Annotated in this window: 19 protein-coding genes; 12 read left to right on the top strand and 7 right to left on the bottom strand. The window is 65.8% G+C overall.

Translation table 11 applies throughout. The annotated features are described in order from the left end of the window. The first annotated feature begins 4 nt into the window (after window positions 1-4). From ACOABP_RS14010 to tldD, 3 genes are all read left to right on the top strand, one after another. Window positions 5-4,324 carry a YhdP family protein gene (locus ACOABP_RS14010; protein WP_474225654.1) on the top strand — a complete coding sequence of 1,440 codons (4,320 nt, stop codon included), beginning with the start codon at window positions 5-7 and terminating at the stop codon, window positions 4,322-4,324. Between the two features lie 53 nt (window positions 4,325-4,377). After that, entirely contained in the window at window positions 4,378-5,202 is an 825-nt protein-coding gene (locus ACOABP_RS14005) for a carbon-nitrogen hydrolase family protein (protein WP_474225653.1), read from the top strand. Window positions 5,203-5,271: 69 nt separating this feature from the next. Continuing rightward, the gene (gene tldD / locus ACOABP_RS14000) at window positions 5,272-6,732 is read left to right on the top strand and encodes a metalloprotease TldD (RefSeq protein ID WP_474225651.1); all 1,461 of its coding nucleotides are present in this window, start codon (window positions 5,272-5,274) and stop codon (window positions 6,730-6,732) included. A gap of 94 nt (window positions 6,733-6,826) precedes the next feature. On the opposite strand, the gene ACOABP_RS13995 is transcribed toward tldD, so the two are convergent. After that, on the bottom strand, window positions 6,827-7,882 hold the full coding sequence (locus ACOABP_RS13995) for a class I SAM-dependent methyltransferase (RefSeq protein WP_474225650.1): 1,056 nt from the start codon (window positions 7,880-7,882) through the stop codon (window positions 6,827-6,829). Window positions 7,883-8,356: 474 nt separating this feature from the next. On the opposite strand from ACOABP_RS13995, the gene aroG reads away from it, so the two are divergent. Continuing rightward, window positions 8,357-9,436, top strand: coding sequence for a 3-deoxy-7-phosphoheptulonate synthase AroG (gene aroG, locus ACOABP_RS13990; protein ID WP_474225648.1), 1,080 nt, complete (start codon window positions 8,357-8,359; stop codon window positions 9,434-9,436). Window positions 9,437-9,556: 120 nt separating this feature from the next. Here aroG and ACOABP_RS13985 read toward each other — a convergent pair whose 3' ends face one another. Together ACOABP_RS13985 and ACOABP_RS13980 are read right to left on the bottom strand one after the other, a co-directional pair. Beyond that, the gene (locus tag ACOABP_RS13985; RefSeq protein ID WP_474225646.1) at window positions 9,557-9,955 is read right to left on the bottom strand and encodes a c-type cytochrome; all 399 of its coding nucleotides are present in this window, start codon (window positions 9,953-9,955) and stop codon (window positions 9,557-9,559) included. A 13-nt stretch (window positions 9,956-9,968) separates the two neighbouring features. Continuing rightward, window positions 9,969-10,313 carry a c-type cytochrome gene (locus ACOABP_RS13980; protein WP_066738862.1) on the bottom strand — a complete coding sequence of 115 codons (345 nt, stop codon included), beginning with the start codon at window positions 10,311-10,313 and terminating at the stop codon, window positions 9,969-9,971. A 505-nt stretch (window positions 10,314-10,818) separates the two neighbouring features. Here ACOABP_RS13980 and ACOABP_RS13975 point away from each other — a divergent pair. From ACOABP_RS13975 to ACOABP_RS13965, 3 genes are read left to right on the top strand one after another with little or no spacing between them, the layout of a single operon-like run. Continuing rightward, window positions 10,819-11,697, top strand: coding sequence for an AAA family ATPase (locus ACOABP_RS13975; protein ID WP_066738863.1), 879 nt, complete (start codon window positions 10,819-10,821; stop codon window positions 11,695-11,697). Between the two features lie 19 nt (window positions 11,698-11,716). Further along, on the top strand, window positions 11,717-12,310 hold the full coding sequence (locus tag ACOABP_RS13970) for a GNAT family N-acetyltransferase (protein WP_474225643.1): 594 nt from the start codon (window positions 11,717-11,719) through the stop codon (window positions 12,308-12,310). Window positions 12,311-12,323: 13 nt separating this feature from the next. Then, window positions 12,324-13,499, top strand: a complete 1,176-nt coding sequence (locus ACOABP_RS13965) for a vWA domain-containing protein (RefSeq protein WP_474225641.1) — start codon at window positions 12,324-12,326, stop codon at window positions 13,497-13,499. 25 nt (window positions 13,500-13,524) lie between these two features. On the opposite strand, the gene ACOABP_RS13960 is transcribed toward ACOABP_RS13965, so the two are convergent. Beyond that, entirely contained in the window at window positions 13,525-14,427 is a 903-nt protein-coding gene (locus tag ACOABP_RS13960) for a LysR family transcriptional regulator (protein WP_066738866.1), read from the bottom strand. Window positions 14,428-14,614: 187 nt separating this feature from the next. Between ACOABP_RS13960 and ACOABP_RS13955 the strand changes: the two genes are divergently transcribed. From ACOABP_RS13955 to ACOABP_RS13945, 3 genes are all read left to right on the top strand, one after another. Continuing rightward, on the top strand, window positions 14,615-15,601 hold the full coding sequence (locus ACOABP_RS13955) for a Bug family tripartite tricarboxylate transporter substrate binding protein (protein ID WP_066738867.1): 987 nt from the start codon (window positions 14,615-14,617) through the stop codon (window positions 15,599-15,601). A gap of 18 nt (window positions 15,602-15,619) precedes the next feature. Next, complete coding sequence (locus ACOABP_RS13950; RefSeq protein ID WP_066738868.1) at window positions 15,620-16,492, top strand: N-formylglutamate amidohydrolase; 873 nt, start codon at window positions 15,620-15,622, stop codon at window positions 16,490-16,492. Window positions 16,493-16,743: 251 nt separating this feature from the next. Beyond that, window positions 16,744-17,523, top strand: coding sequence for a BspC domain-containing protein (locus tag ACOABP_RS13945; protein WP_474225640.1), 780 nt, complete (start codon window positions 16,744-16,746; stop codon window positions 17,521-17,523). 101 nt (window positions 17,524-17,624) lie between these two features. Here the strand turns inward: ACOABP_RS13945 and ACOABP_RS13940 are convergent, their stop codons facing one another. Then, window positions 17,625-18,767 carry a M14 family metallopeptidase gene (locus ACOABP_RS13940; protein WP_066738870.1) on the bottom strand — a complete coding sequence of 381 codons (1,143 nt, stop codon included), beginning with the start codon at window positions 18,765-18,767 and terminating at the stop codon, window positions 17,625-17,627. Window positions 18,768-18,784: 17 nt separating this feature from the next. Then, window positions 18,785-19,570 carry a peroxide stress protein YaaA gene (yaaA, locus tag ACOABP_RS13935; RefSeq protein WP_474225639.1) on the bottom strand — a complete coding sequence of 262 codons (786 nt, stop codon included), beginning with the start codon at window positions 19,568-19,570 and terminating at the stop codon, window positions 18,785-18,787. Window positions 19,571-19,610: 40 nt separating this feature from the next. Between yaaA and ACOABP_RS13930 the strand changes: the two genes are divergently transcribed. Then, complete coding sequence (locus ACOABP_RS13930) at window positions 19,611-20,177, top strand: putative toxin-antitoxin system toxin component, PIN family (RefSeq protein WP_474225638.1); 567 nt, start codon at window positions 19,611-19,613, stop codon at window positions 20,175-20,177. Window positions 20,178-20,225: 48 nt separating this feature from the next. Next, window positions 20,226-21,404: a pyridoxal phosphate-dependent aminotransferase gene (locus ACOABP_RS13925; protein WP_474225637.1), complete on the top strand. Its 1,179-nt coding sequence runs from the start codon at window positions 20,226-20,228 to the stop codon at window positions 21,402-21,404. A gap of 140 nt (window positions 21,405-21,544) precedes the next feature. Here ACOABP_RS13925 and ACOABP_RS13920 read toward each other — a convergent pair whose 3' ends face one another. Next, window positions 21,545-22,186 (bottom strand): glutathione S-transferase, encoded by a 642-nt coding sequence (locus tag ACOABP_RS13920; RefSeq protein WP_474225636.1) that lies wholly within the window; start codon window positions 22,184-22,186, stop codon window positions 21,545-21,547. Between the last annotated feature and the right edge of the window lie 80 nt (window positions 22,187-22,266).

The following is a 22,266-nucleotide window of genomic DNA, read 5'->3' as shown; positions in this document are numbered from 1 at the left end:
GCGCATGTCCAGCCGCCCTACCGCCTCTGACGACGGCGCCGCATCCCCACACGCGGGCGGTGACGGCACCACTGCGGTCGCCGCCTCCCCTGTTTCGCATGGTTCCGTGCCCGGCCGTGGCCGGCGCGTGCTGGCGCTCGTCCGGCAAGGGCTGGGCATGACCTGGCGCGGGCTGCGCGCGCTGGTGCGCCACCCGGCCTGGGGCCGGCTCTGGCGCATGCTGGTGCGCATCGTGGCCGTGCTGGCCGCGCTGGCAGTGGTTGCCGTCCTGCTGATCCGCTTCGTGCTCTGGCCCCAGGCCCATGCCGCGCGCCAGTGGCTGGAGCAGCAGGGCTCGGCCGCGCTTACCGCCAATCTCACCATCGGCCAGCTCGATACCTACTGGGACGGCTGGCACCCGGCGTTCCGCGCCAACAACGTGCAGGCGGTGGATCGCGATCACCGCATGCTGCTGTCGGCGGCCACGCTCGAAGGCAAGCTGTCCTGGCAATCGGTGCCGGCACTGACCCTGCAGTTCGCCAGCCTGACGGCCGACCGTACCGACGTGCTGATCCGCCGTACGGAAAAGGGCGCGCTGCTGGTGGCCGGGGTGCCGATCGAGGCCACCAAGTCGTCCAGCGAGGACGACCCGTTCCTGAACTGGCTGCTGTCGCAGGGCCATATCGAGCTGAAGAGCGGCAACCTGCGCTGGCTCGACGAAAAGGCGAAGCTGCCGCAACTGGATGTCGCGGACATCCACTTCACGGCCGAGCGCCACGGCGTGCAGCACACTGTGCGGCTGGAGGCACGCAGCGCATCGCTGGCGCCCCAGCCGCTGGTGTTGCAGGCCAACCTGCGGCACGACTACCTGTACGGCGCCGGCAACTGGCGCCACTGGGCCGGCCAGGCCAGCTGGGCCTTCAACCAGCTGCAGCTGCCGGTGGTACAGCGCTACCTGGCGATCTTCGACAACGTCAACAGCGGCGTCTTCAGCACCGACGGCACCATCGATATCCGGGGCGGCCATGTGCTGCGCAGCCAGCTCCGGCTGCGCGCGACCCAGGTGGACCTGCTGCTGACGGGCGCAACGGAGCCGCTCAAGCTGGCAAACGCGCAGGCGCTGCTGCTGCACAAGGGCGACCGCAACGGCAACAACTCGCTGACCGTCGACACGCTGCTCTGGCAGGGCGAACCGCAGGCCGGGCCGCCTTCCGCCGCTGATGCAGCGTGGCGCGACGGCATGCGCAAGGTCACCATCGACTGGGCGCGCGACAACGCCGGCCAGTTGCGCAAGTTCGCGCTGCGGGCGCCGACGTTCGACCTGAACACGGTGCGCGCCCTCGCCACGTCGATGCCGATCGATACCGCCGTGCTGCGCCAGTTGCGCGCGCTGCAGCCGGCCGGTCATATCGACAACCTCGACGTTTCCTGGTCGCGCGAGCGGGCCGGGCTGCTGTCGCGCAGCCCCGGCGCCCCGCACTACACGGTGCAGGGCACGCTGCGCAGCGTATCGGTCAATAGCCAGCCCGCGGTGCCGGCTGTGGGCGCCGACGGCAAGCCCCACACCGGCACGCCCGGCTTCAGCCGCCTGTCCGGCAACTTCAGCTTCGACGACCGCCAGGGCACCGCACGCGTGGACAGCACCGGCGCCACGCTGAGCTTCCCCGGCGTCTTTGACGATCCGCTCGTGCCGTTCGACGAACTGCGCGGCGAAGTGCGCTGGCGCCACGACACCGACAACAAGCTCGTGGTGAGCACCGAGGGCATCCGCTTTGCCAACACCGACACGGCAGGCACCGTGCGCGGCAGCTGGCGCGCGGGCGGCGACGGCCCTGCCGGCATCGCCGACCTGTCCGGCGAACTGGAGCGCGCACTGGCAAACCGTGTGCCGCGCTACCTGCCGTCGACCATGCCGGCCACGCGACACTACCTGGAAGGCGCGCTGGTCGGCGGCGAAGCCCATGACGTGAAGTTCCTGGTCAAGGGCGACCTGTACCACTTCCCGTTCCACCCGCCGTTTGCCAAGGCCGGCGACTTCCGCGTGGAGGTGCCGGTACGCAACGTGAGCTACCAGATCGCCCCGCACGAAACGGGCCCGAACACCGGCGGGGCCGCCAGCAGCAATGGTGGCACGCCGGCCAATGGCAACAGCGCCAGCGCCGGCATGGCCTGGCCCGATTTCACGGACATCTCCGGCGACCTGCTGTTCGACCGCAGCACGATGTCGTTCCAGGTCAAACAGGCCCGTGTGCGCGGCATTCCGGGCATCGTGCTGCGCGATGTCAGCGGCAGGATCGACGACCTGAGCGACCACGGCCACCTGGCGATCGACGGCGGCGCCACCGGCCCGGTGCAGGGTTTCCTGCGCTACGTAGCCACCACGCCGGTCAAGGGCTGGACCGCCAGCGTCACCGAGAACGCGCGTGCGCCGGGCCATGGCGAACTGAAGCTGAAGCTCGACCTGCCGCTGAGCCACGCGGCCGGATCGAAGGTCAACGGCGAATTCCGCTTCCCCGGCAACGACGTGACGCTGTTCCCGGAGCTACCCACGCTGTACGGCGCCACCGGGGCAGTCGCCTTCGACGAGCACGGCTTCCAGCTGAACAACGTGCGCGCCCGCTTCCTGGGCGGCGAAACCCGCATTACCGGCGGTACCCAGCCGGACGGCACCACCCATGTCGCCATCGGCGGCACCGCCACGGCCCAGGGGCTGCGCGATGTGCTGGGGCCCGGTGCCGCCGCGCTGGGCAAGCGCATCGAGGGCAGCACGCCGTACAGCGCCGTGGTTGGCGTGCGCGAGAAGCGCCTGCAGGTGCAGGTGGCATCCGATCTCAACGGGCTGGCACTCGACCTGCCGCCGCCGCTGGCGAAGCTGGCCGGCCAGGATCTGCCGCTGCGCTTCGACCTGCGCCCGTCGGCCACCCGTGCCGGGCTGGACGACATGACGATCCAGCTGGGCAACAACAATGCCGCCGCGCGCTATGTGCTGCGCCGGGGCGACACGACCGAAGTGATTGCCGGCGGCGTCGGTGTGGGCCAGCCCGCCCCGCAGCCGGCCAGCGGCGTGACCGTGGCGATAACCGCAGACCGGCTCGATGTGGACGCCTGGCGCTCCGTGCTCGATCCAGCGTCGAACGACCGCCAGCCCGCCGGCGACGTCGACCGTTCGTCACCGTTCCTGCCCGAGCGCGTCAATGTGCGGACCAAATCGCTCGACGCCTTCGGCCGCGTGCTGAACGACGTGACGATCGACGCCAATCGCGAAAGCGGCGGCTGGAACCTGCAGATGGCATCGCGCCAGATCACGGGCAATGGTCAGTGGCGGCGTGACAGCGCCACGCCGGCCGGCGCGCTGACGGTGCGGCTGTCGCACCTGGACATTCCCGACGCCACCGACGACGGCCACATGACCGAGGCCATCACGCGCAGCGTCGAGGAAATGCCGGCACTGGACCTGTCCGTCGAGAAGTTCGTCCTGCACGGCCGCGATTTCGGCAAGCTCGAGGTCAAGGCCCATACCAGCCACACCGACAACCAGCCTGTCTGGACGCTGGACAGCCTCAGCATCGAGCAGCCGGGCGCCACGCTGACCGGCAACGGCAGCTGGCGCCTGCCGCGCCGTCTGCGCGAGGCAGCGGCGCAGGGCAACGTCTCGCCTGCAGAAAGCCGCCGCACGCTGCTCAACTTCAAGCTCGACATCCGCAATGCCGGTGACGTGCTGGACCGCTTTGGCCTGGCGCACACGGTGCGCGACGGCAAGGGATCGCTCGAAGGCCGCATCGCATGGCGCGGATCGCCAATGTCGATCGACTACCCCAGTCTCTCGGGCCGGCTGAACCTGAGCCTGGAAAACGGCCAGATCCTCAGCGTGGAACCGGGCGCGGCGCGCCTGCTGGGCGTGCTGAGCCTGCAGAGCCTGCTGCGCTTTGCCACGCTCGACTTCCGCTCGCTGGCCAGCAAGGGGCTGGTGTTCGACGACATCACCGGTTCGGGCACCATCGAGAATGGTGTGGGCAAGATCGACGAATTCCGCTTCAAGGGCAGCCAGGTGATGGCCTCGATGACCGGCACGGCCGACCTGCTGCATGAAACGCAGGACCTGCAGGTGGCCGTGGTGCCGCGCATCAATGCCACCACGACCTCGGTGGCTGCCGCGTTCATCAACCCGGTGCTCGGCATCGGCACGCTGGCCGCCCAGTTGCTGTTCGCGGACGAATTCTCGAAGGTGTTCACCCAGCACTACCACGTGAGCGGATCGTGGGCCGACCCCAAGGTCACCAAAGTGGAGGACAATAAGTCGCACCAGGCGCCCGTACAGGACCGCTCGGGCGTCTTTACCCGCTGAAGCCGGACAGTCCCCGCACCTGCACCCGCACCGATTCGATTGAGGAAGCCACGATGACCGCTGCCACTCCGTTCCGCGTCGCCGCCATCCAGACCGTGACGGGCACGTCGCTCGACGACAACCTTGCCCGTGCCGACGCGCTGATCGCGGAAGCCGCCCACGGCGGCGCAGGCCTGGTGTTGCTGCCCGAGTACTTCTGCATGATGGGCCGGCACGAGTCGGACAAGGTAGCCATCCGCGAGCGCGAAGGCGAAGGCCCGGTGCAGCGCTTCCTGTCCGAAGCCGCGCGCCGGCACCGGATCTGGCTGGTGGGTGGCACGCTGCCGATGTGGTGCGGAGACGACAATCGCGTCTACAACGCATCGCTGGCCTTCGACCCGCACGGCGCGCGCGTGGCCCGCTACGACAAGATCCACCTGTTCGGATTTACCAAGGGCGACGAGAATTTCGACGAATCTCGCACCATCCTGGCCGGCAAGACGCCCGTGGCGTTCGACGCCCCGTGCGGCCGCGTGGCGATGTCGATCTGCTACGACCTGCGCTTTCCGGAGCTGTATCGCGGCCTGGCCCGGGACGGCGATGGCATCAGCCTGATCCTGATGCCGGCCGCCTTCACGTACACCACCGGGCAGGCCCACTGGGAAATCCTGCTGCGGGCCCGTGCCATCGAAAACCAGTGTTATGTGCTGGCGGCGGCACAGGGCGGCAAGCACGAGAATGGCCGGCGCACCTGGGGCCACTCGATGCTGGTGGACCCCTGGGGCGAGCTGATGGGCGTGCTGCCGGAAGGCGAAGGCGTGGTGTCGGGCGCAGTGGATCCGGCCAGGCTGGCCGAAGTGCGTCAGAACCTGCCGGCACTGCGCCATCGCGTACTGTAGGATTCAGGGCATTACCGTTTGCATTTCCCCGTGGCCCGGGTCGCCATGGGGTTCAAGACAAGGACAATCATGAACGCCGGAGATCTCGGAATTCGCAACCTGGCCACTGCACAACAGCTGCTGCTGGCACCGTACGGCCTTGACGAGGCCACGCTCCAGCGCGTGCTGGCCGACATCTTCACGCACAAGGTGGACTACGCCGACCTGTACTTCCAGCACACGCGCAACGAGGCGTGGAGCCTGGAGGAAGGCATCGTCAAGTCGGGCAGCTTCAGCATCGACCAGGGCGTGGGCGTGCGCGCCGTATCGGGCGACAAGACCGCCTTTGCCTATTCGGACGACATCAGCCTGGCAGCACTGTCGCAGGCCGCCGCGGCCACGCGCACGATCGGCCGCGCCGGCAGCGGCCGCGTCAAGGTGGCCGGCGCCATGGCATCGCATACGGGCCGCAACCTCTACGCGCCCAACGACCCGCTGGATTCAATGACGGCCACCGAGAAGGTGGCGCTGCTGGAAAAGATCGAGAAGCTGGCCCGTGCCAAGGACCCGCGTGTGGTGCAGGTCATGGCCGGCCTGGCGGGTGAGTACGACGTGGTGCTGGTAGCGCGCAGCGACGGCGTGATCGCCGCCGACGTGCGCCCGCTGGTGCGGGTGTCGGTCACGGTCATCGCCGAACAGAACGGCCGCCGCGAGATTGGTTCGTCCGGTGGCGGCGGCCGCTATTCGTACGGCTATTTCACCGACGACCTGCTGCGCAAGTACGTGGACGAAGCCGTGGCATCGGCACTGGTCAACCTGGAGGCGCGCCCCGCCCCCGCCGGCGCGATGACCGTGGTCCTGGGCCCGGGCTGGCCCGGCGTGCTGCTGCACGAGGCAGTGGGCCACGGCCTGGAAGGCGACTTCAACCGCAAGGGTTCGTCGGCCTTCGCCGGCCGCATGGGCGAACGCGTGGCCGCCAAGGGCGTGACCGTGGTGGATGACGGCACGATCGAGAACCGCCGCGGATCGCTGAACCTCGACGACGAGGGCAACCCGACCCAATGCACGACGCTGATCGAGGACGGCATCCTGACCGGCTTTATCCAGGACACGCTCAACGCGCGCCTGATGAAGATGCCGGTCACTGGCAACGCCCGTCGCGAAAGCTACGCCGCGCTGCCGATGCCGCGCATGACCAACACCTACATGCTGAACGGTGACCGCGACCCGCAGGAGATCATCGCCAGCGTGAAGCGTGGCCTGTATGCCGTGAACTTCGGCGGCGGCCAGGTGGACATCACCAACGGCAAGTTCGTGTTCTCGGCCAGCGAGGCCTACATGATCGAGGACGGCAAGATCACGTACCCGGTCAAGGGCGCGACACTGGTTGGCAATGGTCCCGAGTCGCTGAAGGACGTGACGATGATCGGCAACGACATGCGCCTGGATTCGGGCGTGGGCGTCTGCGGCAAGGAAGGCCAGAGCGTGCCGGTGGGCGTGGGCCAGCCGACGCTGCGCATCGAGAACATGACGGTGGGCGGCACGGCCTGACTCTGTCTTGTCTTCCTCCCCTCTCCGCGCAAGCGGAAGAGGGGAGAATCCCTCTTCCCCTTATCCCGCTTCCCCTTTTCCCCACTTTCGCTCTCTACGGCCTGACCTCGTACACCAGGTTGAAAGGCGTCTGCGCCGCGCGCCGGAAGCTGTGGAAGCCGCCCTGCTCCGCCACGCCGCGCATGCGCGCCTCGCCCGCCTGGGCTCCCAGGCACATCGCCCCTTCCTGCGAACGCGACCCCGGCGTGCAGATGAACGTCGACGCCGAATAGAACACGCGCCCAACGGGGTTCAGATTGTCCTGCAGGTTGTCGTTGGCAAACGGCTCCACGATCATCCAGCAGCCATCGGGCTTCAGCGCTTCGCGGATATGGCGCGCGGCGCCAACCGGATCGCCCATGTCGTGCAGGCAATCGAACACCGTCACCAGATCGTAATCCGTGCCCGGAAAGTCCTTGGCCGATGCCACCTCAAAAGTCACGCGGTCGCTCACGCCGGCGCGGCGCGCGGCTTCCGTGGCATGGCGGATCGACGGCTCGTGATAGTCGAAACCGCGAAATCTGGTCAGCGGGAAGGCCTGCGCCATGATGATCGTCGAAGCGCCATGGCCGCAGCCGACATCGGCCACGCTGGCCCCGGCCTTGAGCCTGGCATCCATGTCTTCCAGCGCCGGAATCCACTCGCTGACCAGATGCGCGGCATAGCCGGGCCGGAAGAAACGCTCCGTGCCGTGGAACAGCGCGGGATCATGCTCGTGCCAGCCCAGCCCACGCCCGTTGCGGAAGATATCGATCATCTTCGGGATGGCGCGAAACTGCGCCACGGCAATCTGGAACGCCCCCGGAATGAAGGCAGGGCTGCCCTCCTGCGCCAGCGCGAAGGCCTGCTCCTCGGTCAGCGAGAACATGTCGGTAGCCGGATCGTATTCGACATAGCCGCTGGCGGCCTGCGCCGACAGCCATTCCCGCAGGTAGCGCGGGTCGGTGCGCGTCTTCTCCGCCAGCGTGGCGGCCGTCATTGGTTTTTCGGCCATCGCCTTGTACAGGCCCAGTTCGTCGCCCACTACCACGGTCGCCGCGTGCATCACGGCGCCCAGGTCATGGACGAACCGCTCCATGAAGGCCTGTAGCCTTTCCTCATCGACAGACATGATCGGCACCTCCCCTGCTTCGCTTTTCTTGTTCGGCACGCGTGGCAGCACGCAATACCAATATAGGCAGCAGGGACACTCTGCATATGCTTAAATCTGTTGCACCTGCCGCTTGCCAGCGTCGTCGAAAAGCGCTATAAAGATGCTTCGTTGTCGCGCGAGCGGCGACCGCACCCGGCACTTTTCGGGATTGCGGCGCAATAAAATGCCTCGTCATCTCGCGCCGCAGCATAAATTTCACGCATCAGCGTAAAACCGACACAAGCTCGCTACAGCCGATCCGATTTCCGCCATGTCCGCCAAGTTTTACTTTTACTTCTTTTGGCATCTCACACCGCTGGCGGATAGAGAGGGACAGCTGTAAGCAACCCTGAATACAAAAAAACCGCCAGCGAACCTGGCGGTTTTTTTATGCCCGCCGGTCGCCGCGCAGAACCCAACCAGACCAACGACCTCACAAGACCCGGAGCCATCATGCTGAAGAACACCGACGACCTGCGTATTCGAGAACTCAAGGAACTGCTGCCGCCTGCGCACCTGATCCGCGAGTTCGCCTGCTCCGAGGCGGCGTCCGACGTGATCTACGGCGCCCGCCAGGCCATGCACCGCATCCTGCATGGCATGGATGACCGCCTGATCGTCATCGTCGGGCCGTGCTCGATCCATGACACGCGCGCGGCCCTGGAATACGCCAAGCTGCTCAAGGTGCAGCGCGACCGCTTCGCGGGCGAGCTCGAGGTCGTCATGCGCGTCTATTTCGAGAAGCCGCGCACCACGGTGGGCTGGAAGGGGCTGATCAACGATCCGCACATGGATGGCAGCTTCAAGATCAACGACGGCCTGCGCACCGCACGCGAACTGCTGCTGAACATCAGCGAATTGGGCGTGCCGACGGGCACCGAGTACCTGGACATGATCAGCCCGCAATACATCGCCGACCTGGTCAGTTGGGGCGCCATCGGTGCCCGCACCACGGAATCGCAGGTGCACCGCGAGCTGGCGTCGGGACTGTCGTGCCCGGTCGGCTTCAAGAACGGCACCGATGGCAACGTGAAGATTGCCGTCGACGCGATCAAGGCCGCCTCGCAGCCCCACCATTTCCTGTCGGTGACCAAGGGTGGCCATTCGGCCATCGTGTCGACCTCCGGCAACGAGGACTGCCACATCATCCTGCGCGGCGGCAAGGCACCGAACTACGACGCCGCCAGCGTGGGTGAGGCCTGCGACGCGATTTCCAAGGCTGGCCTGGCCGCGCGCCTGATGATCGATGCCTCGCACGCCAACAGCAGCAAGAAGCATGAGAACCAGCTGCCGGTCTGCGAGGACATCGGCCGCCAGGTGGCCGGTGGCGACCAGCGCATCATCGGCGTCATGGTGGAATCGCACCTGGTGGCCGGCCGCCAGGACCACGTCCAGGGCACGCCGGTGGAAAACCTGACCTACGGCCAGTCGGTGACCGATGCCTGCATCGGCTGGGACGATTCGCTGTCGATCCTGGAAACGCTGTCCAACGCGGTGAAGCAGCGCCGCCTGGCCACGGGCAGCGGCAACTGACGGGCTGCCGCGCGACAAGGAACAACGCCGACCCTGTGGTCGGCGTTGTTTTTTGGACGTCCCAACGAAAAAACCGCCCCGGAGGGCGGCTTTCGATGCGCGACGGCACCCGGCCTGCGCTTACTTCTTCAGCACCAGGTCGCCCTTCAGCGAACCGATATACGCGGCGATGTCCTTCAGCTCGGCGCGCGTGAACGGACGCGGCTTGCCTTGCTTGTCGGTGACGGCCGGGTTGCTGTTGACCTGCCCAGCCATGATCGCATTGGTGCGACCCACCAGCGGGTTGCCGCTGACCTGGTACGACGCCAGTGCGTGATAGAGGTAGTCCGGATGCTGGCCAGCCAGCTTCGGATAGTCGGGAGAGATCGGCGCGTTCAGGTCCTTGCCATGGCAGGCCACGCAGCCGCCCTTTTCCACCAGCGCCTTGCCGGCCGCGATATCCGCCGCCGAGGCGGACATGGCAGCGGCGCCAAGCGCGACAGCACCCAGCACGAACGAAACAGCTTTCAGCATCTTCATGATCAGGGGCCTCTTACTTGAGCGGATTGTTCTGCGTGTCGCCCTTCTGCTGCGAGTAGTACGCAGCGACGGCGGCGATGTCCTGGTCGGACAGGCTGTCGGCAATCCCCCGCATGGTCGGATGCTTGCGATCACCCTTCTTGTAGCCGTGGAGCGCGTTCTCGATGTACTTGGCGCTCTGGCCGCCAAGCATTGGCACCTGATAGACCTCGGGGAACGAAGCACGGTAACCCGGAATGCCATGGCAGCCGATGCACATGGCCACTTTGTCGCGGGCGGTGTCGACATTGCCCTTGTCCTGGGCATGCGCTGCCGTTGCGGCCGCGCCCAACACTACCATCGTGAGGAGCTTTTTCATTTTCGTAGCTGATTGGGAAGTGTTAAACCGCGTGTGACCTGCCCCTGCTGGGGCGCCAGACGGCTTGCTACGAATGGGGATGGGGAGCGGATTGCCGGAGATCTGCCACGGGCGAAGCCGGTCAGACAAAGGCGCAGCCGGGGCGAATGCTGATGTGCCGCGGTGCTCTAACACCATTCTGCAACCATCTCGCGCTGTTGCCGCCTCCCGATGATCTGCCATGTCTCTGGTGACAGAACTGCCGGGCGTGAGGAGGAAATTGACTGGGGGGCGCGTCAAACCGGCGCATTGTACCGCAGCGTGCACGCGCCAGTCCACGGCGTGCGCCTTGGGGTGAGCCCCACTGAACGCGAATGTCAATCTGCTCTTATACTGGCCCATTCCGGCCGAATTTCGGGTTGTTGCCGCCCGTTGTTGCAGGATTTCGGCCCAGCCGGTTGTTGTTTCCCATTGTCATTCGACCGGCCTGCCTGGCAGGCCGGCAGCGATACACCCAGGTTGCCTCATGTCCACCTCCGCCAACGCCAATCCGTCCCAGCAGGTCAAGTTCGAAGGTAGCGCCCAGTATGTGGCCACCGACGACCTGAAGCTGGCCGTCAACGCCGCGCGCACGCTGCAGCGCCCGCTGCTGATCAAGGGCGAGCCCGGCACCGGCAAGACCATGCTGGCCGAGGAAGTGGCCGCCGCGCTGGGCATGCCGCTGTTGCAGTGGCACATCAAGTCGACCACCAAGGCCCAGCAGGGCCTGTACGAATACGACGCGGTGTCGCGTCTGCGCGACTCCCAGCTTGGCGACGACCGTGTGCACGACATCAAGAACTACATCGTCAAGGGCGTGCTGTGGCAGGCATTCGAGGCCGAGCAGCCCGTGGTGCTGCTGATCGACGAGATCGACAAGGCCGACATCGAATTCCCGAACGACCTGCTGCGCGAACTGGACCGCATGGAGTTCTACGTCTACGAGACGCGCGAACTGATCAAGGCCCGGCATCGCCCGCTGGTCATCATCACGTCGAACAACGAGAAGGAGCTGCCCGACGCCTTCCTGCGCCGCTGCTTCTTCCACTACATCAAGTTCCCCGACGCCGAGACGATGCAGCAGATCGTTGACGTCCACTACCCCGGCATCAAGCGCGAGCTGGTGGCCGCGGCGCTGGAGGCGTTCTACGAAATGCGCAACCTGCCGGGCCTGAAGAAAAAGCCGAGCACGTCGGAACTGATCGACTGGCTCAAGCTGCTGATGGCCGAGGACATCCCCGCCGAGGCGCTGCGCAGCCCCGACCGCAAGGCCGCCATTCCGCCGCTGCATGGCGCGTTGCTTAAAAACGAGCAGGACGTGCACCTGTTCGAGCGCCTGGTGTTCATGAACCGCGCCAACCGCTGACCAGGATAGGCAAACGACGATGACGAAGTTCGTCCAGCCCGTTACGCTGACCGGGCAACACGCCACGCTGGCGCCCTTGTCGGCCGATCACCTGCCCGGCCTGCGCGAAGCCGCCGGCGACGGCGAACTGTTCCGCCTGTGGTACACGAGCGTGCCCTCGCCCGACGGCATGGCGGCCGAGATCGAGCGCCGCCTGGGCCTGCAGGCGCAGGATTCGATGCAGCCGTTCACCGTGCTCGATGCCGATGGCCGTGTGGCCGGCATGACCACGTACATGAATATCGACGGCAAGAACCGGCGCGTCGAAATTGGCTCGACGTGGTACGCCCAGCGTGTGCAGCGTACCGGGCTCAACACCGAGTGCAAGCTGATGCTGCTGCGCCATGCGTTCGAAACGCTCGACTGCATCGCCGTGGAATTCCGCACGCACTGGATGAATCACCAGAGCCGCGCGGCCATCGCGCGCCTGGGCGCCAAGCAGGACGGCGTGCTGCGCAACCATCTGCGCATGCCCGATGGATCGTTCCGCGACACGGTGGTCTTCTCGATCATCGCGAGCGAATGGCCGATGGTGCGCGCGCATCTGCAATACCAGCTCGAACGCCCGCGTTGATCGGAGTCAAGCCATGCTGATCGACTTTTTCTTCTCGCTGCGCCACGCCAAGCTGCCGGTATCGGTCAAGGAATACCTGACCATGCTCGAAGCGCTGCGCGCGCAGGTCATTTCGCCGTCGATCGACGAGTTCTACTACTTGTCCCGCATGACGCTGGTCAAGGACGAGAAGCACTTCGACAAGTTCGACCAGACCTTTGCCGCCTACTTCAAGGGTGTGGAAAGCCTGGTGGACTGGAAGAGCGACATCCCGCTGGACTGGCTGCAGAAGACGCTGGAGCGCGAGCTTTCGGCCGAGGAAAAGGCCAGGATCGAGGCGATGGGCGGGCTCGACAAGCTCATGGAACGCCTGAAGCAACTGCTGGAAGAGCAGAAGGAAAAGCACGAAGGCGGCAACAAGTGGATTGGCACGGGCGGCACATCACCGTTCGGCCATGGCGGATACAACCCCGAGGGCATCCGCATCGGCGGGCCGTCCAAGGGCAACCGCACCGCCATCAAGGTCTGGGAGTCGCGCGCGTACAAGGACTACGACGACCAGGTGGAACTGGGCACGCGCAACATCAAGGTGGCGCTGCGCCGCCTGCGCCGGTTTGCGCGCGAGGGCGCCGATACGGAACTGGACCTGGACGACACGATCCATTCCACGGCAGCCAATGCCGGCATGCTCGACATCAAGCTGCGGCCCGAGCGCCACAACAAGGTGAAGGTGCTGATGCTGATGGATGTGGGCGGCTCGATGGACGACCACATCAAGCGCGTGGAAGAGCTGTTCTCGGCCACCAAGACCGAGTTCAAGCACCTGGAGTACTACTACTTCCACAACTGCCTGTATGACTACGTGTGGAAGAACAACCGGCGCCGCCACGCGGAGAAGATCGCCACGTGGGACCTGATGCACAAGTACACGCCGGACTACAAGGTGATCTTCGTCGGCGACGCGACGATGAGCCCTTACGAAATCCTGCAGCCCGGCGGCTCGGTCGAGTACAACAACCCCGAAGCCGGCGCCGTCTGGCTCAACCGCATGATCGAGCAGTTTCCGCGCTTCGTCTGGCTCAACCCCGAGCCGGAGGGCCTGTGGCAGTACCGCCAGTCGATCACGGTCATCAACCAGATCATGAAGAACCGCATGTATCCGGTAACGCTGGCCGGGCTGGAAGAGGCGATGAAGGTGCTGTCGAAGTAGTTGCGAGCGGTGGCGGGACTGCCGGTCACGCCACCACGTCGACGCCTTCCATCAGCCATTGCCGGAACGTCAGCAGCGCCGGCAGATGGGCCTTCTGCTCGGGATAGCACAGGTAGTACCCCTTCCGGGCCAGCACGCGCGCCGGGTGCGCCACGATCAGCGTGCCCGTGGCCAGTTCCGCTTCGATCAGGCAGCGCGGGATCAGCGCAATGCCCAGCCCCGACATGGCCGCCTGCGTCAGCAGCGTGAACTGGTCGAAGCGCGCCCCGCTCCACGCCTTGCGCGTCGACACCCCAAGCTCCGACAGCCAGTCGGGCCATGCCTCGGGCACAGTCGTATGGTGCAGCAGCGGATATTTCAGCAGCGCCGCCGGCGTCTTCGCCACGCCATCGGGCTCGTGCACGAGCAGACCGGGCCGGCAAACCGGCAGCACCTCGCGGCCGGTCATGTAGTCGGCCAGGCTGCCCGGCCAGACACCGTCGCCAAAACGGATGGCCGCATCGAGATCGGGCTGGGAAAAATCGTAGCCCTGCGCATGGGGAACGAATTCGAGCGTGACCTCCGGATGCCTGGCAAAGAACTGCGGCAATCGCGGAATCAGCCATTTCGCACCGAGCGTGGGCATGCTGGCGATATGCAGGATGCCGCCGCGTCCCTGTCGTGCGATCAGCTCGACGCTGGCCGCCTCGATCTCGCCAAGACTGGGCCCGATGCGCTCCAGGTAGCGCGCGCCGGCCTCGGTCAGCAACAGCCGCTGGCGCACGCGCTCGAACAGTTCCACGCCCAGGAATGCCTCCAGGCTTCGTACCTGCTTGCTGACCGCGCCCTGCGTCACATGCAGTTCGCGCGCCGCCACCGTGAAACTGCTATGCCGCGCTGCCGCCTCGAAGGCCATCAATTCGGTCATCGACGGACACAAGCGCCGCATACCGCACCCCCTACTTCACGACCAAATGGAATGAGCTAGGGATTTTAAATCGTTTGCTACGAACTTGCATTGGCGCGCAGAATCAGGACGCACAATTTTTGCATTACCCCTTGCAGGCTACCCATCAGGTCCGCAGAGACCGGCCTCCATCTCTCCTTTCAATTACCTTTCGACTGGAATCCTTTCGATGCAACGCCGTCCCCTGCTCAAGATCCTGGCCGCCGCCACTGCCTTTGCTGCTGCCGGCCTGACCCTGCCCGCCTTTGCCCAGGGCACCTACCCGACCAAGCCGATCACGCTCGTCGTGCCGTTCCCGGCCGGCGGCACTACCGATATCGTGGCGCGCATCGTCGCCGACAAGCTGGGCCAGCAACTGGGCCAGGCCGTGGTGGTGGATAACCGCGGCGGTGCCGGCGGCAGCATCGGCACCGGCTACCTGGCCAAGGCCACGCCGGACGGCTACACGCTGGGCATTGCCACGGCCTCCACGCACGGCATCAACCCGGCCGTGTACCCGCGCCTGTCGTACGACGCCACCAAGGACTTCACCCCCATCACGAACCTGGCTTCGGTGCCGAACGTGATGAGCATCCACCCGGGCGTGAAGGCCACCGACATGAAGTCGTTCATCGCGCTGGCCAAGTCCGAGCCGAACAAGCTGGCCTATGGCTCGGCCGGCAACGGCAGCGTGTCGCACATGATGGGTGAACTGTTCAAGATGAGCAGCAAGACCGAACTGCTGCACGTGCCTTACAAGGGCGTGGGCCCGGCGCTGAACGACGCGCTGGCCGGCCAGGTGCAGATCCTGTTCGACAACCTGCCGTCGTCGCTGCCGTTCATCGAGGGCGGCAAGCTGCGCGCACTGGCCGTGGCTGCGCCCAAGCGCGTGGCCGCCCTGCCGAACGTGCCGACCTTCGCCGAACTCGGCCTGCCCGAAGTGAACGACGCCGCCTGGTTCGGCCTGATCGCCCCGGCCAAGCTGCCGGCCGACATCCAGGCCAAGCTGAACGCCGCCGCCATCAAGGTGCTGGCCATGCCCGAGGTGAAGGCCAAGCTCGAGAAGCTGGGCGCGACCCCGGTGGGCGACACGCCGCAGCATTTCGCGCAGCAGATCGCCACCGAAGTGGCAAAGAACAAGAAGGTGGCAGCCGCCGCCAAGATCTCCCTGGACTAATCCTCACCGGCAGTTCGTATGACCGACGCTGAACGAAAGACCGCGGAAAGCCCGTACTTCCTGCAGATGCCGGAAGGCGAGAGCGGCCCGCTCTTTCTCGACTCACCGCATAGCTGCACCACCTACCCGGCGGACTTCCGCTACGCCGGCAACCTGCCCCTGCCGCTGCTGCGGCAGGCGGAAGACACGTTCGTGGAGCAGCTTTACGCCGATGCCCCGGCACGGGGCATCCCGCTGCTGGCCGCCGGCTGCCCGCGCAGCTACCTCGACGCCAACCGCGGCCTGGAGGAAATCGACGAGGCGCTGCTCGACGCGCCGTGGCCGGGCCTGAAGAAGGAAACGTCCAAGACGCGCCTGGGCAAGGGCCTGGTCTGGCGCGTGCTGGACACCGGCGAGCCGATCTACGATCGCAAGCTGAGCGTGGCAGAGCTGCAGGCACGGATCGACAACTACTACCTGCCGTACTACGCGCAGCTGCAGAAGTTGTCGGACGCAGCCGTGGCGCGCCATGGCCGCGTGTTCCACATCAACTGCCACTCGATGCCCAGCGAGGCCGCAAAGTTCGCCACCGAGCATCCGGGCCTGCAGCATCCGGATTTCGTGGTGGGCGACCGCGACGGCACCACGTGCGACACGCGCTTCACCGATCGCGTGGAAGCTGTCCTCAAGGAAATGGGCTACGACGTGTGGCGCAACCACCCTTACAAGGGCGTGGAGATCGTGCGCGTGGTGGGCCAGCCGCAAGCCAACCGCCACAGCCTGCAGCTCGAAGTCAACCGCAAGCTCTACATGGACGAAGTGGGCCTGACCCACTCGGCCGGCTTCGACAAGCTCAAGCGCGATCTCAACGCGCTGATGGACGACCTGCTGCGCTTCGCCAGCACGTTCTGAAGTCGTCTGGAACGGGCGCTGCAATGGCGCCCGGCACCTCGGGACACGCTACTTGCGTGTCTCGGGGTTCGCCTGAGTTGCATGGGTCCTGTGACATCTGCTATCGCGCGCAGGTAATAGCGCCTGATGCACGCAAGTTGTAAGCAGTTAGAACGAAGGGTAACAAGATTTAGGAACTCCGCCGGCAGGCTTTCCTCTATCATGGCAATCCTTCACCAACCCTCCTTGCTGACTCAAGCAAAGACGATCCCGTGATCAAACGAATTTCCAGACTGTTTGGCAGCCAGCTGCGCATGCTGACTGCCGCAGTGGCAGGCGCGATTGCGCTGGCCGGCTGCGCCACCGCGCCGACCGACGACACCGCCCAGGCCGCCGCCACACCGGCCAGCCCGGCCGGCATGCCCGCCACCGCACCGACCGCATCGACCAACACCCCCGGCGTCAAGCCGCCTCCCGTCGTCAACAAGAATCCGCCAACCACCACGGTCACGCTGCCCGACAAGGGCCGCGTGAGCCTGGCCGAGTATCGTGCGCAGATGCGCGAGCAGTTGATGAAATCGGAGAATGCCGCGGCCGATGTGGCCGACTGCGCGGCACATGCCAGCTGGGTGGTGCCGCGTTCGGCGTCCTATGACGCACTGAAGATCCCCACCGGCGCGCTGTCGTCCAGCCAGGCTACCGAGGAACGCTGGGAAGGCCGCTTCTCGCCCGGCAAGCAGGCCGTGCCCGTGAGCTCTGTGGTGACGTTCAATGCCACGGCCCACAAGCGCAAGGGCGAGGCCCAGTGGCAACCGGTCAAGGTACGCTGCGGCTACAACGACGGCATGATGCTGGCCTACGAACTGCTCGACAGCAACGGCGACACGATCACCGAGCCGGCAGCGGCACCGGCCGTGTCCACGGCGTCGCACAGCAAGAAGAAGGGCAAGAGCAGCGCCAAGTCTTCGTCGAAGTCGACGTCCTCGTCAAAATCGACGTCGAGCACGAAGAGCACGTCTTCTTCCTCCTCCAAGACGAAAAAGAAGAACTGAACCCAAGCTGTTGCTCCTGCTCTTGCCCTGCTGATATCCGCGCCCCCTCCCGCATGCGGGAGGGGGCGAAAACCACGGGCGTCGTTTGCCTCGGACCGTTCTCAGCCCAGATACTCCAGAATCGCTTGGAGCATCGCCGTGCCCAGCAGCGCGCTCTTCGCACCGTTCCAGCCCACGGCCGGGTCGGGCAGGTCGGCGTTGTCCTTGAACGGCATTTCCAGCGTCAGCGCCAGGCAGCCGAAGGTGTGGCCGATGTACTTCGAGGCCAGCTTCAGCGCGTCGGCGTTGTACTTGCTGGCGGCGTAGCCGTGCACGTCCTGGAAATCGGGCGTGGCACGCTTGAAGGCCTCGATAAAGCGTGACTGCTGCTCGCGCTGGGCTTCGGTAAAGCCGGGCAGCATCTCGCTGCCGGCCACGAAGTTGTACGGCAGCGCCTCGTCGCCATGGATATCGAAGAACAGGTCCACGCCGGTGCGCTCGATGGCGCGGCGCACGTGGTAGACCTCGGGGCTCGTTTCCTCGCTCGGCTGCATCCACTCGCGGTTCAGGTTCGCACCCGCCGCGTTGGTGCGCAGGTTGCCGCGCGAGGAGCCGTCGGGGTTCATGTTCGGCACGATATGGAACACGGCGCGATCCAGCAGCCTGCGCGCGACCGGGTCGCCATTCCACGCGCCAGTGCCGGTCAGGCGCTGCAGCACGCCCTCGCAGAACCATTCGGCCATGCTTTCGCCCGGATGCTGGCGCGCGATCATCCAGATTGTCTTCTTGCCCGGGCCGGGCTGGCCCAGCGTCACGCAGGTCAGGTCGCGTCCATCGACGGTACTGCCCAGGTGCGACAGTTTCGCCAGCGGCGAGCGCTGGCACGTAGCCAGCAGCGACAGATGCCGCTCGTCGGAATACGGCTCGAAATACGCCAGCCACACGCTGTCGTGTTCGGGCGTGAAGTCGACGGTCATCGTGGTGCCGTCGTACTGCGTCGGCACGCGGAACCAGTGCGCGCGGTCGTACGACGCCACCGCGTGGTAGTCGCGCCAGCCATCGGGATAAGTACACTCGCCGGCGTTCAGGAACTTCAGCCGGCACGCCTGTCCGGCCGCACCCTGCAGGCGGAAGTGGAACCACTGGCGGAAATCGGCGTGGGAATCGGCGCGGATGCGCAGGCGGATATCGTCGGCGCGGTCGAGCGCTTCGACTTCGATCGCGCCCGAATCGAACAGCGAGGAAATATGGAGTGCCGAGGTCATCGAATCTGTCCTTGTTCTCAGTCTTCCAGGCGGCGGCGGAAAACCCAGCGCGCATCGTCGGAGGCGGCCTTGTCGAACGCGTAGCCGTCTTCCTTGAAGCGCTTGAGCTGCGCCGGGTCTGTCACCCGGTGCGTGACCGCAAAGCGGGCCATCGTACCGCGCGCACGCTTGGCATGGAACGAAATAATCTTGTAGCGGCCGCCCTTCCAGTCCTCGAACACGGGCGTGATCACGCGGGCGTCGAGCACCTTGGGGCGCACCACCTTGAAATACTCCTCTGACGCCAGGTTCACCAGCGTGGGGGCGCCCTCGTGCTTGAGGTCGGCCATGTCCTTGTTGATCAGCGTCGTGACGTCGTCGCCCCAGAACGCATAGAGGTCGCGGCCGGCGGCGTTGTCCAGACGGGTGCCCATTTCCAGGCGGTACGGCTGCATCCAGTCCATCGGGCGCAGCACGCCATAGAGACCGGACAGGATGCGAATGTGCTTCTGGGCGAACGCCAGGTCATCGGTGGACAGCGTCCTGGCGTCCAGTCCGTCGTAGACATCGCCATTGAAGGCCAGCACGGCCTGCTTGCTGTTGGCGGCCGTGAACTCGGGCGTCCAGTCCGCGTAGCGGGTCACGTTCAGCACGGCCAGCTTGTCGGAGATGTCCATGAGCGACGCCACGTCCTGCGGCGCCAGCTTGCGCAGGCGCTCGATCAGCGCGGCGGAACGGTCGATAAAACGCGGCATCGTATGGGTCTTGACGCGCGGCGGTGTCTCGTAGTCCAGGGACTTGGCGGGAGACAGGACGATGAGCATGGCAAAATCGCGGGCAGAAACAAAGCTGAGATTGTAGCGAATGCCCACCGAAGTCACCGCCGGCGCCCTGCCCGGCCCCTCCGCCCCCCGTGTCGTGCTCGATTCCAACGTCTGGGTCGACCTGCTCGTGTTCCGCGACCCACATGTCGAGCCGATCCGCGCCGCGCTGGCGTCTGGCGCCATCGCCCCGGTGATCCGGGCCGATTGCCGCGAGGAACTGCGCCGGGTGCTGGCCTATCCGCAATTTGCCCGGTTTGCAGTCGATATCGACGCCGCGCTGGCCGAGGTGGACCGCCTGACCACGCTGGCCCCGGCCCCCGAACCGGCCGACGCGGGCGCCATCCGCCTGCCGAAGTGCCGCGACACCGACGACCAGAAGTTCATCGAACTGGCCCACTTCGCACAAGCCGAACTGCTGGTGTCGAAGGACAAGGCCGTGCTCAAGCTCAGGAGCCGCCTGCGCCGCACCAGCGGGGTGGACGTGCTGACGCCGCTGGCCTTCCCGGGCTGGCTGGCCGCTCGCGTGGCTGCCGATGCCGCCGTGGCCGCCGATACCGCTGGCGCCACTGAAGCCCCCGATACGGCCCCGGCCGGCGATCCCCGCTAGAATGTCGCTCTGGTTTCCTGCCCGGTTATTTCCCGTTTCCGCCCAGTCATGTCCGAATCGACCCCTGCCCCGCTGAATCCGCTGAATCCGCCGCTGTCGCGCCTGCCCAACGTGGGCACAACGATCTTCACCGTCATGTCGGCGCTGGCCGCCGAAAAGAACGCCGTGAACCTGGGCCAGGGTTTTCCGGACTTCGACTGCGACCCGAGCATCGTCGATGCCGTGACCGGCGCCATGCGCGCGGGCCACAACCAGTACCCCCCGATGGCCGGCGTGCCCAAGCTGCGCCAGGCCATCGCCGGCAAGATCGCCACGCTGTACGGCCACCAGTACGACTGGAACACCGAGATCACGATCACCGCAGGCGCCACGCAGGGCCTGCTGACGTCGATCCTGTGCGCGGTACACCCGGGCGACGAAGTCATCGTGCTGGAGCCCTGCTACGACAGCTATCTGCCCTCGATCGAACTGGCCGGCGCCAAGGCCGTGCCGGTGCGGCTGGAAGCCCCGCTGTTCCGCATCCCGTTCGACAAGCTGGCCGCCGCGATCACGCCCAAGACGCGCATGATCATGATCAACACGCCGCACAACCCCACCGGCACGATCTGGCGCGCGGAAGACATGCAGCAACTGGCCGACCTGCTGGCCGGCACCGACATCCTGGTGCTGTCCGACGAAGTCTACGAACACATGGTCTATGACGGCCAGCAGCACGCATCGGTGTCGCGCCACCCGGAACTGGCGCGCCGCAGCTTCGTGGTGTCGAGCTTCGGCAAGACCTATCACGTCACGGGCTGGAAGGTGGGCTATGTGGCCGCGCCGGCCGCGCTGATGAACGAATTCCGCAAGGTCCATCAGTTCAACGTGTTCACCGTGAACACGCCGGTGCAGCATGGCCTGGCCGACTACATGGCCGATCCCGCCCCGTACCTGGACCTGGCCGCCTTCTACCAGGCCAAGCGCGACTACTTCCGCGCCGGGCTGGCCAATTCGCGCTTCAAGCTGCTGCCATCGGACGGCACGTATTTCCAGTGCGTCGACTATTCGGCAATTTCCGATATGAGCGAGGCCGATTTCTCGATGTGGCTGACGCGCGAAATTGGCGTGGCGGCGATTCCCGTCTCGGCGTTCTATTCGGAACCGCGAGAGTCGGGTGTCGTGCGCTTCTGCTTCGCCAAGAAGGAAGAGACGCTGAAGCTGGCGCTGGAGCGCCTGGCCCGGCTATAAGCGCCGCGCATTCCCGCAATGAAGAAAAGCCCCGCTGGCTTCCCGCCGCGGGGCTTTTTGCTTAATTTGGCGCGCTGATGCTGGCGTGCCATTGTCGGCCCGCTGCAATCGGCACGATACCTCCGGCGCCCCTGCCCGGCTTACTTGTTCCGGCCAAGCATCAACTCGGTGTTGGCCTTGCGTTCGGCATTGACCTTCTGCACGGTCGGCCGCTCGGCCATCGCCTTCAGGTAATCCTTGACCGGCAAACCCGCGAGCAGGTCTTCGCCGTAGATGATCTTCGTGCAGGACGAAATCAGCGGCAGATGGCACACGGCGGCGCAGTCGGCCAGCGTGAAGGTGTCGCCGGCGATAAATGGCGAGAACTTGGCCAGGCGGCCGAAGGCGGGGATGTACTTGTCCAGCAGGTTGCGCTGGCGCTCCTTGACGCGGTCGCTGACCGTGCCGCCGAAGAACGCTTCGGCGTACAGTTCGCGGGCGGTGAGTTCCAGGTAAAGCTCCAGGAACGTGATGATTTCGCGCACCTTGCCGGCCTGGAAGGGGTCTTGCGGCAGCAGCGGCGCCTGGATATAGGTGGCCTCCAGGTATTCGACGATGGTTTCGGACTCGCACAGCGGGCCGGCATCGGTGATGATGTAGGGAACCTTGCCCAGCGGCGATGCAGCCAGGTCGGTCTGGCCGATCCAGGCCAGCACTTCCTCGAACGGCAGGTTCTTTTCCAGCAGCGCCAGCTTGACCTTGTTGTAGTAGTTGCTGGCGGCAAAACCGCAAAGCTTCAGCATGTCGTCTCTCTCCGTATTGGGATGGAATCGCTGGTGTCGACCCGGGGCCGCACCGTCGCCGTCTGCCCTGCCAGACATGG

The organism is Cupriavidus sp. HE11, assembly GCF_056097175.1.
This window is presented reverse-complemented; position numbering and strand designations above follow the sequence as displayed.

Coding starts and splice junctions, on each gene's coding strand:
- ACOABP_RS13980 (WP_066738862.1), bottom strand. CDS start 10,313: ATGAAAAAGCTCCTCACGATGGTAGTGTTGGGCGCGGCCGCAACGGCA.
- ACOABP_RS13995 (WP_474225650.1), bottom strand. CDS start 7,882: ATGTCTGTCGATGAGGAAAGGCTACAGGCCTTCATGGAGCGGTTCGTC.
- ACOABP_RS13970 (WP_474225643.1), top strand. CDS start 11,717: ATGACGAAGTTCGTCCAGCCCGTTACGCTGACCGGGCAACACGCCACG.
- ACOABP_RS13985 (WP_474225646.1), bottom strand. CDS start 9,955: ATGAAGATGCTGAAAGCTGTTTCGTTCGTGCTGGGTGCTGTCGCGCTT.
- ACOABP_RS13930 (WP_474225638.1), top strand. CDS start 19,611: ATGCCCACCGAAGTCACCGCCGGCGCCCTGCCCGGCCCCTCCGCCCCC.
- ACOABP_RS13925 (WP_474225637.1), top strand. CDS start 20,226: ATGTCCGAATCGACCCCTGCCCCGCTGAATCCGCTGAATCCGCCGCTG.
- aroG (WP_474225648.1), top strand. CDS start 8,357: ATGCTGAAGAACACCGACGACCTGCGTATTCGAGAACTCAAGGAACTG.
- ACOABP_RS14005 (WP_474225653.1), top strand. CDS start 4,378: ATGACCGCTGCCACTCCGTTCCGCGTCGCCGCCATCCAGACCGTGACG.
- ACOABP_RS14010 (WP_474225654.1), top strand. CDS start 5: ATGTCCAGCCGCCCTACCGCCTCTGACGACGGCGCCGCATCCCCACAC.
- ACOABP_RS13940 (WP_066738870.1), bottom strand. CDS start 18,767: ATGACCTCGGCACTCCATATTTCCTCGCTGTTCGATTCGGGCGCGATC.
- ACOABP_RS13975 (WP_066738863.1), top strand. CDS start 10,819: ATGTCCACCTCCGCCAACGCCAATCCGTCCCAGCAGGTCAAGTTCGAA.
- ACOABP_RS13955 (WP_066738867.1), top strand. CDS start 14,615: ATGCAACGCCGTCCCCTGCTCAAGATCCTGGCCGCCGCCACTGCCTTT.
- tldD (WP_474225651.1), top strand. CDS start 5,272: ATGAACGCCGGAGATCTCGGAATTCGCAACCTGGCCACTGCACAACAG.
- yaaA (WP_474225639.1), bottom strand. CDS start 19,570: ATGCTCATCGTCCTGTCTCCCGCCAAGTCCCTGGACTACGAGACACCG.
- ACOABP_RS13960 (WP_066738866.1), bottom strand. CDS start 14,427: ATGCGGCGCTTGTGTCCGTCGATGACCGAATTGATGGCCTTCGAGGCG.
- ACOABP_RS13950 (WP_066738868.1), top strand. CDS start 15,620: ATGACCGACGCTGAACGAAAGACCGCGGAAAGCCCGTACTTCCTGCAG.
- ACOABP_RS13965 (WP_474225641.1), top strand. CDS start 12,324: ATGCTGATCGACTTTTTCTTCTCGCTGCGCCACGCCAAGCTGCCGGTA.
- ACOABP_RS13920 (WP_474225636.1), bottom strand. CDS start 22,186: ATGCTGAAGCTTTGCGGTTTTGCCGCCAGCAACTACTACAACAAGGTC.